The sequence below is a fragment of the Bartonella sp. B39 genome (genome assembly GCF_053795145.1).
In genome coordinates, this window is the sequence record NZ_CP200036.1 from 1461241 (window position 1) to 1477988 (window position 16748).

11 protein-coding genes are annotated in these 16748 nt (G+C 37.7%); all 11 read left to right on the forward strand.

All coding sequences use genetic code 11. The features are described from left to right. The first annotated feature begins 568 nt into the window (after positions 1-568). Entirely contained in the window at positions 569-1615 is a 1047-nt protein-coding gene (locus V4P57_RS06705; protein WP_455465797.1) for a BID domain-containing T4SS effector, read from the forward strand. 300 nt (positions 1616-1915) lie between these two features. Continuing rightward, positions 1916-2230 carry a hypothetical protein gene (locus V4P57_RS06710; RefSeq protein WP_455465798.1) on the forward strand — a complete coding sequence of 105 codons (315 nt, stop codon included), beginning with the start codon at positions 1916-1918 and terminating at the stop codon, positions 2228-2230. Continuing rightward, positions 2224-2592, forward strand: coding sequence for a BID domain-containing T4SS effector (locus V4P57_RS06715; RefSeq protein WP_455465799.1), 369 nt, complete (start codon positions 2224-2226; stop codon positions 2590-2592). Before V4P57_RS06710 ends, V4P57_RS06715 begins: the two co-directional genes overlap by 7 nt. Before the next feature lie 297 nt (positions 2593-2889). Further along, on the forward strand, positions 2890-4380 hold the full coding sequence (locus V4P57_RS06720; protein ID WP_455465800.1) for a BID domain-containing T4SS effector: 1491 nt from the start codon (positions 2890-2892) through the stop codon (positions 4378-4380). A 314-nt stretch (positions 4381-4694) separates the two neighbouring features. Continuing rightward, positions 4695-5915, forward strand: coding sequence for a BID domain-containing T4SS effector (locus tag V4P57_RS06725; protein ID WP_455465801.1), 1221 nt, complete (start codon positions 4695-4697; stop codon positions 5913-5915). Between the two features lie 200 nt (positions 5916-6115). Continuing rightward, positions 6116-7309: a BID domain-containing T4SS effector gene (locus V4P57_RS06730; protein ID WP_455465802.1), complete on the forward strand. Its 1194-nt coding sequence runs from the start codon at positions 6116-6118 to the stop codon at positions 7307-7309. Between the two features lie 300 nt (positions 7310-7609). Next, positions 7610-8659: a BID domain-containing T4SS effector gene (locus V4P57_RS06735; protein WP_455465803.1), complete on the forward strand. Its 1050-nt coding sequence runs from the start codon at positions 7610-7612 to the stop codon at positions 8657-8659. A gap of 959 nt (positions 8660-9618) precedes the next feature. Continuing rightward, positions 9619-10281 carry a BID domain-containing T4SS effector gene (locus V4P57_RS06740; protein WP_455465804.1) on the forward strand — a complete coding sequence of 221 codons (663 nt, stop codon included), beginning with the start codon at positions 9619-9621 and terminating at the stop codon, positions 10279-10281. A gap of 247 nt (positions 10282-10528) precedes the next feature. Continuing rightward, positions 10529-11230 (forward strand): BID domain-containing T4SS effector, encoded by a 702-nt coding sequence (locus V4P57_RS06745; RefSeq protein WP_455465805.1) that lies wholly within the window; start codon positions 10529-10531, stop codon positions 11228-11230. 289 nt (positions 11231-11519) lie between these two features. Beyond that, a complete protein-coding gene (locus tag V4P57_RS06750) occupies positions 11520-14045 on the forward strand; it encodes a BID domain-containing T4SS effector (protein WP_455465806.1) in 2526 nt (841 codons plus the stop codon). A 289-nt stretch (positions 14046-14334) separates the two neighbouring features. Beyond that, positions 14335-16659: a BID domain-containing T4SS effector gene (locus V4P57_RS06755; protein WP_455465807.1), complete on the forward strand. Its 2325-nt coding sequence runs from the start codon at positions 14335-14337 to the stop codon at positions 16657-16659. Positions 16660-16748: the final 89 nt, after the last annotated feature.

Genomic DNA, 16748 nt, shown 5'->3' on the forward strand with positions numbered 1-16748 from the left:
TTCGTTACTAAAACAAAAAAGATGTCTTGTTTTTATACCATTGCAACGATAATTTCATGTTTGGGGATGTTAATGACAAAATCACTTAAACATCAAAAGCTAAACATCAAAAGATTGTAGAACCTCATAGAAAAGCAATTTCACAAGGCTTTCTTACATGCTTGGTGTATCAGAAAACAAAAATGGTTCTCTAACTATAAAGTTTAAAAAACAGTGTAAGGTGTAGATCCCCAAAATCGATCGTACCTTACCAATATCTCCTACTAATGAAACATAAACCAAATTTTCATCTAATCCTTTAGAGCAAACCATTCCATCACAGTTATGCCAAGAATTATTGTAGAATTTTATCCACAAAAATACCATATTTTTTATTAAATGAAACATCAATAAAATTTCATAAAAAAACTACATAAAAAACACAAATACTAATTCCGATGTATCCAGATGGCATCGAGTATTTGGAAATTGTTTAAATTGCTATATCTCTTCGCACAAAAGCTATCAAAGCCTAAAAATAAAGAGAACACTAAAAGTTTTTTTAAATAATACTTAAAAGGCGACATGCATGAAAAAAAATCAACCATCTCCTTTTCCGTATTTTTTTATAAAAGAATTAAGACAAATCTACGGACAACTTATCATAGGAGCATCTACCTCCAAAGCATTCCATGTAACGCCGGATTCACAAGAAAAAACACCCGCCTTCTCAGAACTGACACTTGCTGGGAAAGTATGGCATGACAAGCTGGTTGTAGCACATACGAAATCAATAATGTATTGGTCCTCGGTTGTTTACGGTACCAAAAATGCTCTTCAGAAAGAAATAAGAGATATTATACAAAATCCTGCTCTGGGAAATGAGGTTGCATGGAAAATTGCGGTAGATCCTCAATCTATTCATAAATTTGCTGGTATCAATGCATGTGGCCTGAAAAATAAAACACGCAAAAATGCTGAACGAAGTGTTATGTCTCTGTGTCGCTCTATTGAGGACTATACAGAGATCGTAAGATATAAGCGAACTGACCTATTTTCTCAAGCACAACAAGAAAATTGTGAACACCCGGAACAGCTTGCAGTAACAACCCAAACCCTCCAAGAATTACCTCATCATCCTAACAGAGGAAAAGGTCCTCTCACAAATGAAGCAATAGTTGAAATGTTTTTTGTTCTCTCATCTATCCGAACATATGAAGAACAAATCAAATTCTGGTGTGAAAAAGTGTATGGAGATTCAAATATTTTAACAAAAAAGATTATGGAGATTCGAAAAGATCCCGCTATCGGGGATGATCTCTCAAATCAGGTTGCAAACGATCCTAGATCTATTCATAAACTTTCTGGTGTCAACCTATGTGGCATAAAAAATAAAGCTCGCAAAAATGCTGAAAATAGTATTCTATCTCTGTCTAACAGCATTAAATTTTGTAGCGATACTATAAAAAAAGCAAAAGAGTATATTACACAGAACCATGTAATACAGCAAGAATTTGCTGATGTATCAAAAGTTGCACAAAGTATTCATCCTATAAAGGAAAGACATCATCCCACTCCACGACAAGAGCAAACACGCAAAATTGAGAGTACAAAAGGGTTAACTTTGGCTATGTGAGCTTGCATAAGCTGGCTTTTGATCCAATCCTTTGGAGCAAATTATTTCATCTCAATTGTGTCAAAAATTATTATAGGAGCCATCAGATTTCAGAGTTAAGTTATGGGTTATTATCAATAATTTTATGAATAAACCTGTATAAAAAACGGGAAAATTAGCTAAAAATGAACGGAAGTAGCTTCGATTTTTTTTTGAGATTATTCAAATTGGCACCCTCCTTTGTATAAAAGCTCCTAAAGCGCGGAGCTAAAAAATACACTAAAAAGCTTTTCTGAATATAATTCTTAAAAGGAGATATACATGAAAAAAATTGCCCCATCTTCTACGCACCTGCCGATGACAGAATTAAGGGAGTCTCATGAACAATCTATCAGAGAGGCATCTACCTCTGAAAATCCTCATGCTACACCTGCTTCACAAGAAGAAGAAACTAATCTCTCGAGTAGAGGAATTGTAGATGAATTACAGAAAAATCCGTTGATCTCAGCACATGTAAATGCAGTAAGAAATTGGTCTGAAATAGTTTTTGGTGAAAAGGGTGTTCTGGATACAACCATAGAAAAAATTTTAGAAAATCCTTCTGGGGGCAGTAGGATTTTGGTAGCAATTTGTTAAATCCTCAATCTATTCATAATCTCGCTGGTAAAAATATATGTGGCTTTAAAAATAAAGTGCGCAAAAATGCTGAAGCAAATATTTCACAGCTGGTTAGCTCTATTAACAATTTTACAGATGCTGTCAAACAGGCAAAAGAGAGTATCTTGCAGAGCCATCAGGCACAACAAAGACACCGTGATCCATCTATGGAATCAGCTGAAGGTTTGCATAAACAACAAGACTTATCGAAATATTTTGAGGATTTATTAGCGGATCAGCGTCACGAAGTTTCTGAAACTTCTAGGCATACACACGAAAAAGCGCAAAGTGTCCAACCACGCAAAGCTCTAGGAAAAAAAGCATTGGCTTTCGCCAGCTAAGTGTGCACAAGGTAAGCTTTTGCTCTTAATCGGGTTTTTTTGGTGCAAATCCTGCAAGATGATGTGTGCTAAAAATAGAGCAAAATATTTTTTCTAATTTAATATAACTTATTGATAAGCACAAAAAAAACATATAAAATAACCATTGTCGACACACTATGTGTCGTACAGAGTCTTAGGAGATCATTCGAGTTAAGATACCGTTTTGAATAAAAAACTATCAAAAAAAGCAAGGATAAAAAATACACTAAGGAGTTTTCTGAGAAAATATTGTAGAAGCTTGAAAGGAGCGCATATATGGAAAAAAAACACCTCTCTTCTTTTTCATCTCGCACGCCAGAAAAAACAGAAAAAAGTCATAAACAACATGCTACAACATCTCTCAATTTAGAGAATATACAGACGGCAGCTACGCGACAAGGATCACCTCTTCCAAAGGAAGAAACCATTGATAAAGTGAGGTGTTCTCCACTAGTTGAAGTGTATGCACAAGAAATTCAACGTTTGTCTAAAACTATTTATGGTAATGCTTTTTTGTTTGATAGAGATATAGAAAATATCCTCGAAAATCCTGCGGCAAAAGATAAAATTTTAGATCAAGTGAAAAAATATCCTACGTCTATTCATCCTCTTGCAGGTGGACGAGTGTTTGGATTTAAGACAAAGGCACGCAAACAAGCTGAAAAAGCCCTGCACTGTTTATGTCCCGCCATTAATGTTTACGCGGAAGCTGTGCACCAGGCATATGAAAGTATGAACATCACAGCTACGGTAGATAGTAAAACGCTGGAAAGAAGTTTGCAAAAATCGCTTACTACTGGAAAGAATGGACCATATCTCTCAAATGAGGAGATTACAAACTTAGTCCGAAGTAACCAAAACGTTCGAGAATATTACACACAAGTCAAATATTGGAATCGGGTTGTGTACGACAATCCAGAAGCCCTTAAAATGCCGATGGAGGATGCTCTACAAAGTCCAGCTATAGGAGAGCAATTATTGTGGAAGATGAAAGCAGATCCTGCATCTTTTCATAAACTCGCTGGTCGTAGTATGTTGGGCTTTAAGGATGAAACACGCAAATCTGCTGAATCGCATCTATCACGCCTGCATGATGCTTTTGAAAGTTACGTGCTTACTATAAAAGAAGTAAAAGAAGCTATTTTACAAGAACAGGAAGCAAAACAAGGACGCATTAACCTATCAGAAAACAAAAAACAAGAGGTTAAACAAAAGCTTCAGAAAAGCCAAAAAAGACAACACATGCCACAGCACGCCATGCAAGCAGACAGATCTGCGGGGGCAGCAGCACAGGAAGCAGTTTCTTCACCAAAACTCTTTCTCTCAAATGAGGAGGTGGTTGATATGACTAGAAGTGAACCATCCGTTCAAAGATATCACGACCGAGTCTCATATTGGAGCAGCGTTGTATACAACAATCCAAATGCCCTTCAAAAGTCAATGGAGGATATTCTAAGAAATCCTTATATGGGAAGCCGGCTTTTACGAGATATTGTTAAAAGCCCTGCATCTTTTCATAAACTCGCTGGTCATAGTATGTTGGGCTTTAAGGATGATGCACGCAAATCTGCTGAAGCACATCTGTCACACCTGCATGATGCTTTTGAAAGTTACGTGCTTACTGTAAAAGAGACAAAAGGGTCCATTCTACACGAACAGGAAACAAAACAAAAGCTTCAGCAAGGCCAAGAAAAACAACACGCGCCACAGCATGATGTACAACAACATAGGGCTAAAAGTGGAAGAGGAATGGCTTTCGCTATGTGAACATATATAAAAGCAAGCTTTAACTTTTAAACAAATCTTTTGGTGCAGATCATTTTAAAAAATTTGCACTAAAAGGCGGTGTAAGAGTGGAGTAAAGTCTCACCAGAATGTTTCCATAACTTAGTATAACACATCAATAAAATTTCATAAAAAAACTACTTAAAAGACACGAACACTAATTCCGATATATCCAGATAGTATTGAATATTTGGAAATTATTTGAATTGCTGTATCTCTTTGTACAAAAGCTATCAAAGCCTAAAAATAAAGAGAACACTAAAGGTTTTTTTAATAATACTTAAAAGGCGACATGCATGAAAAAAAATCAACCATCCCATTCTCAAAAAACTTTGGTAAAAAAACCCGTACAACATTCTTCAAGAGTTGCTTCCAAAACCACAAAATTAACTCTTATACCGGAAGAAAAGCAGCAAAGTGAAGTTCTTTTAACAAAAGATGCTTCGGATGTTACTACAAATTCAATGAGACCTCTAACAGAACATGAGAAAACTGGGAATACAAGACAAGAAAAGAGCACATTCACATCTCTCCCCTCACAACGGGAAAAAATAATTCTCTCAGAGAAACAAATTACAAAATTAATTTCACACAACAAGTTGGAGCAAGGATTTAGAAAAGACATTTATCGACACTGTCAGATTGTTTATGGCGACAAAAAAGCTTTGCAGGAACAAATTAAGGAAATCCGACGCAATCCTGCTATAGCAGAGGATGTTTCGTGGCAAATTGCACTAAATCCTGGTAATTTTTTTAAACTTGCTGGCACCAATATATGTGGCATAAAAAATGAAGAACGCAGAAATGCTGAAGAAGATATTGTCGCTCTTTGTGAAGCTATTAACCAATACGGAACAATTGTAAAATATACAAGGGACTGCTTGTCGCAGTTCCCAAATTCAGAATTAAGACGCTATGAAAGATTGATGGATCGTGAAAAAATGGACAAAATTTTACAAAGTCCACATCATTCTGAAAGGGAGAAAGGACCACTTTCAAATGCAGAAGTTGTTGACATGGTTCAACAAGATTCTAAAGTCCAAAAATATCAAGCACGAATACACTATTGGTCTAAAGTTATTTTTGGAAATAAGGATGCTTTGCAAAAACAAACTGAAATCTTGCTCCAAGATCCCTCTACAAAAGGTGCTCTTATACAACAACTTGAAGTAGATCCTCAGTCTTTTCATGCACTTTCCGGTGTCAACCTTTGTGGCATAAAAAATAAAGCCCGCAAAAATGCTGAAACAAGTCTTTCACACATGCTTGATTCTGTTAACAGCTTTGCAAATGCTGCAGAGCAGGCAAGACAGAGTATATTGCAAAAACATCAGGCACAACAAAGACACCGTGATCTATCTATGGAATCAGCTGAAGGTTTGCATAAACAACAAGACTTATCAGAGGGTTCTGAGTGCTTATCAGCGGCCATGCATCGCGAAGTCCCTGAAACTTCTAGACGTACCCATGAAAGAACGCAAAGCTCTAGAAAAAAAGCATTGGTTTTCGCCAGTTAAGTGTGCACAAAATAAGCTTTTGCTCTTAATCAGGCTTCTTGGTGTAAATCCCTGCAAGATGATGTGTGCCAAGAGTATCGTACAATAATCGTTCACATTAAGAGACTCTTTTAAATAAAAAACTGCAAATAATAAGCACAAAAAGATACATTAAGGAGTTTTCTATACAAATATTGCAAAAGCTTGAAAGGAAAACATGTATGAGAAAAAAACACCCCCCCTCTTCTTCATCTCGCTCATCAGAAGAAACACAAAAACATTTTGAACGATCTACCGCAACATCTCTTAACTCAGAGGCACGACACAAGGCAGTTGCACCACAAAAACCACCTCGCGTAAATAAGAGAATCATTAATGAGATACCACTTGATCCAATAGCCAGAGAGCATGCAAAAAAAATCGAACGTTGGTTCAAAGCTGTTCATGGCAATGATCAAGCCTTTTTAAATTCAGAGGCTCTATACATAACAACAGTTACACCACAAGGTCAGCATCTCTTGAGGGAGAACGTGACTGATAAGGTAAAAGGTGATTCAGTAGTCAAAGTTTGTGCAGAAAAAATTCAACGTTGGACAAAAGCTGTTTATGGCCGTCAGAATGCTTTGCATGCAAACATTGACGATATCCTCAAAGATCCTATGACGAAAGATCTGCTTCTCACGAAAATAAAAGAAGATTCTGCATCTGTTCGCGGTCTTGCAGGTATAAAAATATTTGGCTTTAAGACAAAGGCACGCAAACAAGCTGAAGAAGCTCTACCCTACTTATATTCCGCTATTAATGTTTACGCGAAAGCTGTGTGCCAGACATATGAAAGTATGAACATCAAAGTTCCGACAGAGAATAGAGCGTTGGAAAAAAGCTTGCAAAAATCGCTTACTACTGAAAAAAAGGAACCATCTCTCTCAAATGATGCAATTACAGGCTTAGTCCAAAGTGACTCAAACGTTCGAAGATATGAAGCGCGAATCGTACATTGGAGCAAAATCGTATACGGCAAACCGAATGTTTTTGATAAGAAAATGGAGGACATGCTACAAGATAATACTTTAGAAAAGCAACTTTTATGGGATCTTGCTAGAAACCCTACATCTTTGCATAGATTCGCTGGTCGTAGCACATTGGGCTTTAAGAATGATGCACGAAGATGTGCTGAAAATAGTCTACCTCATCTGTACGACGCTGTTAAAAATTACGCACAGGCGATAAAAGAAGCAAAGGAATTTATTTTACAAGAACAGAAAATACAACAAGAACGCATTAAGTTATCAGAAAGCCCAAGACAAGAGATTAAACAAAAGCTTCAGAGGGGCCAAGAAAGACAACACACACCACAGCATGACGTACAACAACATGGAGCTAGAAGTGGAAAAAGAATGGCTTTCGCTATGTGAGCTTGCATAAACTGGCTTTTGATCCAATCCTTTAGAGGAAATTATTTCACCTCAATTGTGTCAAAAATTATTATAGGAGCCATCAGATTTCAGAGTTAAGTTATGGGTTATTATCAATAATTTTATGAATAAACCTGTATAAAAAACGGGAAAATTAGCTAAAAATGAACGGAAGTAGCTTCGATTTTTTTTTGAGATTATTCAAATTGGCACCCTCCTTTGTATAAAAGCTCCTAAAGCGTGGAGCTAGAAAATACACTAAAAAGCTTTTCTGAATATAATTCTTAAAAGGAGATATACATGAAAAAAATTGCCCCATCTTCTACGCACCTGCCGATGACAGAATTAAGGGAGTCTCATGAACAATCTATCAGAGAGGCATCTACCTCTGAAAATCCTCATGCTACACCTGCTTCACAAGAAGAAGAAACTAATCTCTCGAGTAGAGGAATTGTAGATGAATTACAGAAAAATCCGTTGATCTCAGCACATGTAAATGCAGTAAGAAATTGGTCTGAAATAGTTTTTGGTGAAAAGGATGTTCTGGATACAACCATAGAAAAAATTTTAGAAAATCCTTCTGGGGGCAGTAGGATTTTGGTAGCAATTTCGTTAAATCCTCAATCTATTCATAACCTCGCTGGTAAAAATATATGTGGTATAAAAGATAGAGCACGCATAAATGCCATAGAAAGTTTAACTCCTCTCTATGATGCCATTCGTGGTTTAGCACAAAATTCAGAACGTGCGCAAAGCAGGATGATGTCTCAAATGGAAAGCGGGTGTGAAAGACCAATGCAGGGTGCGGAAGCGGTCGAAACTCTGCTGGCATCATATAATCGTGCGAAAAAGAGATCTACTTTAGATAATAAAATGACAGAAGTTCTTCAAGAAGATCCATTTATTCAAAAATGTAGGGAACAGATCCAGTATGGGTGTATAAAGGTATTTGGACGTCCAGATGTTTTAAACGAAGCAATCACCAATCTTACACAAAATCCCCAAAGAGTCCTTGTTCTCCTGCGTCAGCTGGAACGAATGCCTGAAATTTATCATAGCCTTGCCGGTTTTAATATATGTGGATTAAAAACTAAACAGCGCAAAGAGGCTGAAGCTGATATGAAACATCTGATAAGCTATATTAAGTTTTATTGTGATATTGTACAATCCGCAAAAGATTTTCTCCAGGTAGAACATTCTGAACAACAAGAACGTAATGATATATCACAAGATCAGATATCAGAAGCTGCTGTACGGAATATTGAGCCCGCAAGAGCAGAACATCATACTACTCCACAACAAGAACAACCATGTAGAGCTGAATCTAGAAGAATGTCTTTGGCTATGTAAGTTTGTATAATCTTTTCCTTTTGATCTGATCTCTTGGCGCACATTCATCGAATCCACAGAAGTATGGTGCTTAACGTGGTGTTTATGCAACGACATCGAAGAAGCCGAATTTTGCTTATTTTATCTGAATTGCGCTAAGTTTTTTGTGTGGTATTGCAAAAAATCTTCTAGAAACAGTGTCCATAATTTAGGTTTATGAGTGGAATTTCACAAAAAATATACATAAGGAGATGATTGTAATAAAATTAAGTGCAAGTTAGAATTGACTCAAATTGATGTGATTTTTTGTATAAAAACTATCAAAGCATAACGGTAGAGAGCATACCAAGGAAGTTTTCTAAAATAATTTTGAAAAGAGCTATACATGGAAAGGCGTTACTTATAACCTTCAAAAAAATGAACTCAAGAGACCTTTACGCAATTCATTGATCAAATAACAAAGAACAGCACACAATAACGAGAAGAGTTGTATATTTAGATGTAATAATAGGAAGAGTAACAGCGCCGCTCACGCCAGATCAAATTTCTAACAAACTTCGCAAAAATTTGGGCATCCTGCACAATGAAGAAAAAATTCAGTCTTTGTGCCAAACTGTTTATAGTGATTCAAGTATTTTAAAAAAATGGTCACATAAACGCATATCCTGTAGAAGTGCGTAAGTTTTTGTCTTTAATATCATTTTTTGCGCAAATTATTTTATGTGAATTGCACCAAGGATTATGAGAATAACACCACAGAAAATATACATTAAAATGGATTCCGTAACTTTATATAACATATTGAGCATATATTCATAAAAAAGCCGTATTGAAAGGCAAAAATATAGTTTGTAATGTGTATAATAGTGCAAATTTTTCAACTGTTTAAAATATCTTTCCCTAGTTAAAAAATTCTCAGAATATAGAATGAGAGAATATATCAAAGGAGTTTTCTAGAACGATTCTGGAGAAAAATATTCATGAAAAAATATGGTCTATACCGTTTTAAACGATCTACTTCAACAGAACTCAACACAGGATTTTACGGACCATACAACAAAGAATGCCTTATACAACATCCAGAAGAGACTGTCTGTGCGGATGTTTCTTTATACAACAAAACGCTGCCTCTTACGAAGAAGCAAATTTTTAAGAAAATTCAAACAAATTTTAAGGTTCGAAATTGTATGGAGGATGTTCGTTATTGTTGCGACCTTGTTTATGGAAACGCAGGTATTTTGAATAAGCAACTTACTGAAATCATTGAAAATCCTAAGCAAGGGAAGGATCTCTCATTGAATGTTATCGCAGATCCTACAAATATTTCTAAGCTTGCTGGTAAAAAAGTATTTGGTATAAAAAGTTCTGCCCGTAAGCAAGCTGAGAAAAATGTGCATTCACTGTGTGACGCTATTGAAACGTTTATGGGGGTTGTATACGCGCTACGCAGTGAAATTGTCCGTACTCAAATGCAACAAAGAAATTTTGATGGTTTGGGAAGCTTAGAAAAAATAGCAATACAAAACACCCATCATACAGAAGAAAAACGTCATTCTTTTTTACAAGAAAAGTCGTCGCATGAAATTAAAAATGAAGCATCAACTTCTTATGTAAAGGCACCTAAAGTTTCATTTTTCATCTGATTTTTTTTGGCAAAAACTGTTTTATGTGAATTTCGCCAAGGGGCACATAGCTCTACAGGATATTACAGAAAATGTCCGTCAGAATAGTCTTCATAATTATATAAAATTTCATAAAAAGAGCATATAAAAGACATAAATTTCAATTACAGTGAGAATAATGATCTCCTTTGTATAAAAACTATCAAAGCATAAGGAGAGAGAGTGCATCAAGGAGGTTTTAAGATAATCCTTGAAAGGAGGTATATATATGAAAAAACATCACCCAAAATCTTCTGAAAAACTTAACTTAGGAAACGTCGATGGAGCCACCACTTCAAGAGATGAGCGCCATGAGCCTTCTATAGACAGTGAGGTAATGCCCCAAATCTTACAAAGTCCACATCATTCTGAAGGGGAAAATGGACCTCTTTCAAATGAGGAAGTCAGTAGCATTATTCTGCAGAATTCTGCAGTTAAGAGATGTAAAGCACGAATAGAACATTGGTGCAAAAATGTTTTTGGAAATTCGGATATTTTGCGAGAAAGCGTTGAAGGTATATTAACAGATCCTTCCATGGGGGGTGAGCTCGTAGAGAGGCTTTCAAACAATTGTCGATCTTTTGGTAAGCTTTCTGGTGTCAATATATGTGGTATAAAAAATAGAGTGCGTAGACGTGCTGAAGCGAGTATTTCACCACTAATTGACACAGTTGAGGAATTCACAGCCGTTGTGCAACAGGTAAAAGAGGGTATTTCACAAAACCATCAAGCACAAAGAGAATGCCGTGAATCCTCTCTGGAGTTGGCTGAAAGTTTGCATACGCAACAAGGCTTATCAAAGTCTTCTGAGAGCTTATCAGCAAGCACACATCGTGAGGGTTCTGAAACTTCTAGACATCGGGACGAAAGAGCGCAAAGTGTCGAGTCATGCAAAGCTCTAAAAATAAAAGCCCTGGGTTCCATTGGTTAAGCGTGCATGAAATAAGTTATAACTTTTGAGCATATCTTTTAATGCAGATCTTGCAAGATGGTTTGTGGCAGAAGTGGTGGGTAATATCAAAGGAAAATTTTGTAAAAATTCTCCATCGTTTGAACTAAGTAATTGGTAGGATTGCGTATAAGTTGTAAATACGGATTACAGTTTGCGCAAATTTATTATCCCCCTTTAAACAAAGAGCTATGAGAAATAAAAGTGGAGAGCCTGCTGAAAAGGTTTTTAGAAACAAATAAATATTAAGAAACTCTGAAAGGAAGAATATATGAAAAGAAATCGGCCTTCCCCTTCTGAAACCCAGAATCCAGAACAAGACCTTGCACCATCTCCTTCAACACCGTTGGATCCAGAAACTCTATCTACAACACAGTCTCCACAAAGTCCACCTTCTCTAGGAGGAAACGAACCAAACGCTGAGCAACTCCTAGAGGAGCAACACATATACGATTCACCTTCTTCCCCACCCCATTCAATTCACTCAGAAGACAGTGATCGAGAATCTATATACTCTATACCTTCTTCACCTGGTGAATCTTCCTTCAATGAAGTTATATACTCTACACCTCCTTCCCCACCTCGTTCAATTCGATCAGAAAGCAGCGGTCAGGGACTTGAGGATTCCATATACCAGACTCCTTCAAATCGTCCCTTTTTCCCACCAAGAGAAGGAAATCAGCCTACATACGATGTGCCTCCTAGAGCAGGTCAACCTCGCTCAAGACGAGAACATGTATACGATGTGCCTTCTTCGAATGCAAAATTTTCTCCGGAATTACCGCCACGCCCAGAAGAATTTGATGTATACGAGATACCAGATCCCGTGAGCCCATATGCAATAGCAGACTTAGATGATTTAGATAGCTTGTATGCGGAGATTCCGGACCTTGCGCAAACAAGCGATCAACAACAGGGCATGATACAAAACCCAGAGGAGGAGCCTATATACGAGATTATTCCAGACCTCCCGCAATCAGGAAGTGTGGAGCAACACGTTGGATTAACTCCAGAGGTAGAGCCTGTATACGCGACTGTTGGTCCCAAATTACCGCCTCACTTAAGAGCTGTAAAGCAGAACATTGCAGAAAAATCAAGGAGAGGTAGCGTACCAGAAGATACTCCTCCAGATTTACCACCACGCCCAGAAGATTTGGGTGTCGACAGCATGGCAAGCCCAGAACAAAAACCCACAGAGGCAGTTGTTCGTCCAAAAGTATTTACGCGCCCCAAAAGCTTAAAACAAAGCACTGCAAAAACCACAGAGAAAGAGTCTTTAGGGGAACCGTTTCGTCCTGAATTACCGCCGCGTCCCAAAAGCATGGAACAAAGCACTACAGGAAATGTACGGGAGAAGAGCTGGTATGAACCTATGGCTCCCTCAAAACCACTCCGTAGAAAAAAAATGAATGTTGACGGAGTAGCAAATCCAGAGCAAAAACCCGCAGAGGCAGTTGTTCGTCCAAAAGTATTTACGCGCCCCAAAAGCTTAAAACAGAGCACTACAAGAACCAAACATGAAGAGCCTTTTGGGGGACCTTTTCGTCCTGAATTACCGCCGCGTCCAAAAGATATGGAACAAAGCGCTACAGGAAGTGCACAGGAGAAGAGCTTGCATAGAACTGCAGCTCCCTCAAAACCGCCCCGCTCAAAAAAAATGTCCAGTGATGTGCTAGAGCTAAGACCAGAACGAAAGTCTGGACGTGATTACGGAGTAGACTCTTCAGGGGAAACACCGCCATTACCCCAGAAAAGATTTTCATACTCAAGAGAAGATACAGATATATCAACGTTAGATCTAACGTACGGGCATGTATACGCAACTGTTTCTCCAAAAGCATCGCTGCACTCAAGAGATGGAATGCAAGCCACCTCATCACACAAAACAAGTGAAGATGTACCTGATTCCTCTCAAGGCCAAAGAAACTTACCGCGTATGAAAAAGTCATCTTTAACGCAATCGCAGGTACAAATAGCGTGCTCAGCATATAGAAACGAAGTCAGAAATTTGTGCTCTACTGTTTTTGGTAAGAACTATCTTCTCGATGGTAAATTAGATGCAGTTAAAAAAGACCCTGACCTAGCGGAAGGATTTTTAGTGCAGCTTACATCACACCCTACAAGTTTTCATAAACTTGCTGGTGTTAATGTATGTGGTATAAAAAATAAAAGGCGCAAAGAGGCTGAGGCTGGTATTTTTTTCTTATGTGAAGCATTTGCGAATTATGCGAAGACTGAAGCACATTTGAAGGCCATAGAACGGCCGCGTAATCTTGAAATGGAAATGGCACCTCTTTCGAGTGACGACGTTAATCGCAGAGTTCACAGAACTGCAGCAGTTCAGCAGGCGCGTGGCCAAATTCGAGGGTTGTGTGAAAGAGTCTTTGGCGATCCAAACTGTTTGGATAACAACATACAAGATAATGAAAAAGTTCCCCGTCTGGGAGAAGAGCTTTCATGGCAAGTTGAGAACCAACATTATCTTTTTGGTAACTTAGTTGGTCATAAGATTTGTGGCATTAAAACGAGTGCACGCAAGGAAGCCGAAGCACTTATTCCTGCTTTATGTAAGGCTATTGAAAATCATGCAGACCATGTACAAAAAGCGAAAGAAAACATTCTGCAAACCCATCAGAAAAGGATGAATTCTTACAAGGTATTCACGGAAAAAACTCAGCATTTGCAAGGACCACAAAAAGAGATCACTGATATCTCCAGGCAAGCAAAAAAGACAATATCAGAGGATCCCTCTCAAAAGCCTGTACACAAAAAAGTAGCAATGACGGCCTCCATCTAGCTACGCATAAGCTTTGGTTTTTAACATGATTTTTCGGCGCAATCTTTTCATATAGATTGCGCCGTATTGTTTTATCTAACTAATTGATAAAATTTTATAAATTCATAAAAAAAACGTATAAAAGTCATAAAAAAAATTACTTTCATTATACATAATGCAGCATTGGGAGATCATTCAATCTCGTGCTTTTTCTTCTTATAGAAGGGACATTAAGGAACAGAGATAGAGAGTACACTAACGAGACCCTCAGATAGAAATCTAATATGAGGAAGTTTGAAAGGAAATATCAATGAAAAATAAAAAAGCGAACAATCCTGCATCTCTCTCACAAGAAGAATTGCGAGAGTATCACCAGATAGCCAATCAAGAAGTCCATGAAAGGCTGAAAACAGAAGCGCAGAACTTCTTTTATCCTAACAGTACAGTGTTAAAAAACAAATATCGTATCACCAATAAACAAGAGTTTGTTGCTGCGTCTACTCGTGATGCAAAAGAGGCAATGGAAAAACTGCGCGCAGCCCCTTTGCCAGAAAAAATTGATTCCTCCTATCTCAAAAGCCTTCACAAGCAAATGTTTTCCAAGACATTTGAATGGGCCGGACATACACGCGATGAATACTTCAAATTTGCAGATGGCAGCACTGCTTCTGCACCGTTGATGAAAGAAAAGGAATTTACAAAACCTTTTGCTGTCGGCAAAAAAATACAACAAGGACTTGATCAATTAGATGAAATGCTCCTTGAAAAGGGTGATTTGCAAAAATTGACGCGCGAAGAGTTCGTTGAACATGCAGCTCAAGTCATGTCGCATTTGTACCCTTTAAATCCTTTCAGAGAAGGTAATAGACGCACAATACAACTTTTCATTGAAAAACTTGGACAAGCCGCAGGCCATGAGCTAGATTATTCTCTTGTATCAAAAAAACGTAAGGACGTTATCCGTGCTGAGACAATAAATAACGGCAATTCAGAGCCTATAAAGCATCTCCTTGAAGATATCTCAAATCAAGAAAGTTTGGCTGCTTTACGTGAATTTACCGATGAAATGCAACAAGTTGGACTTGGTGAAGGTAATTATCGTCTTACTGTCGCAGCGCGAGGAGGCCATACTTACCGTGGTATCTATAGAGGCAGTGGAGATAATGGCTTCATGATAGATGTTAATGGGATTTTCGTCGTAGGAAATAAAAAATTTCTCCCACCAGAACAAGTAAAAACATTGAAAATTGGTGATAGCTTGACTTTCACAGCACCTCTCGCTCAAGAAGCGCAAAAATTGCTTATTCCAGCAGAAAAGGTTCAAAATCTTAGCAACGAGGAGCTTTCTCAAAGGGTCTACGATAGTGCATTAGTCAAAAGCAGCTTAGAAAAAATAAGGCTTTTATCTAAGATCGTTTATGGAAAAGAGAATGCTTTACGAAACAGACTTCCAAAGTTTGAAATTCCAATGACACGCGAAGATTTTAACCAGGGAGAAAAGTTTTTGCGGAATATTGAGGGATCCCTTGAATCTATTCATAGGATTCGTGGCTTTAATATATTTGGTCTTAAAACTAGTGCACGCAAACATGCCGAAGCAAATTTTCTGCCTCTCCGTCACGCCATTATTGGATATGTACGTGCTGTAAGAGATGCTCAAACAGATATCCTGGAAAAGCAGGCTGCTACACAAAAACGTTGTGAAAAATCGGTAGAAATGCCTCATGGCAAGTTAAAAGAACTGTTTTCCATGTCCAAAGAGGAGCAGCAAAGGGCTTTGTCAAGCTCTCCTGAATTAAAGGTAGAAGCACAGTCTTATCTCATACAACTCAAAGAACGTTTATCACCAAGTGAACTTGCAGCTATAGAAGACAGACATTATAGAAGACTTGCTGAAAGTCTTGGAACATCAATGAATAATGCAGAAGAAATTTCAGCAGTCGTGAAACAAACAGAGAAGATCTATGATATTATTCAACAGCAACATCGCGAAATGAGTAAAGAGAATGATCGTAATCTACATCAATCTGTAATGCCACACGATAGCGCAAAATCTGCTAAAATAAACGTAACACCAATTAAAGCAGAGAAAATTGTAGAATCTGCCAAACAAGAAAGAGCAGTAGAAGAAATAATTCAATCCTCTAAAGTTGAACATGCGAAAATAGAAAGCAGTGTCGAAAAATCTGCTGAAATAAGTATACAAACAATGAAAGAAAAAGGAGTTTTAACACGTGCCAACGCAGTAGAAAAGCCAGATCAAACACATAAAGTTGGACATGTAGCATGGGAAAACAGTAAAGAACAATCTGCTGAAGTAAGCACACAATCAGTGAAAGAAAAAGGAGTTTTAACACGTGACAGTGCAATAGAAGGGCAAGCTCGACAACATAAATTTGGATATGCAAAAATAGAAAGTGGTACCGAAAAGTCTGCTGAAATGAGCACACAAACAACAGAAAAGCCAGATCAACCACATAAAGTTGGACATGTAGCATGGGAAAGCAGTAAAGAACAATCTGCTGAAAAAATGGGAACACCAGCTAAAACAGAAAACATTGTAGAATTTGCCAAACAAGAAAAAACGGTAGAAGAGCAAGGTCGACAGCGTCGTGCAAGATCTATGACAATGTGATCATACTTTAAGCTTTGCTTATTAATCTGTTCTCTTGGTGCAATTATTTTCATGGATTGTACCATGGGGGGAGTATTGGCCGAAGATCC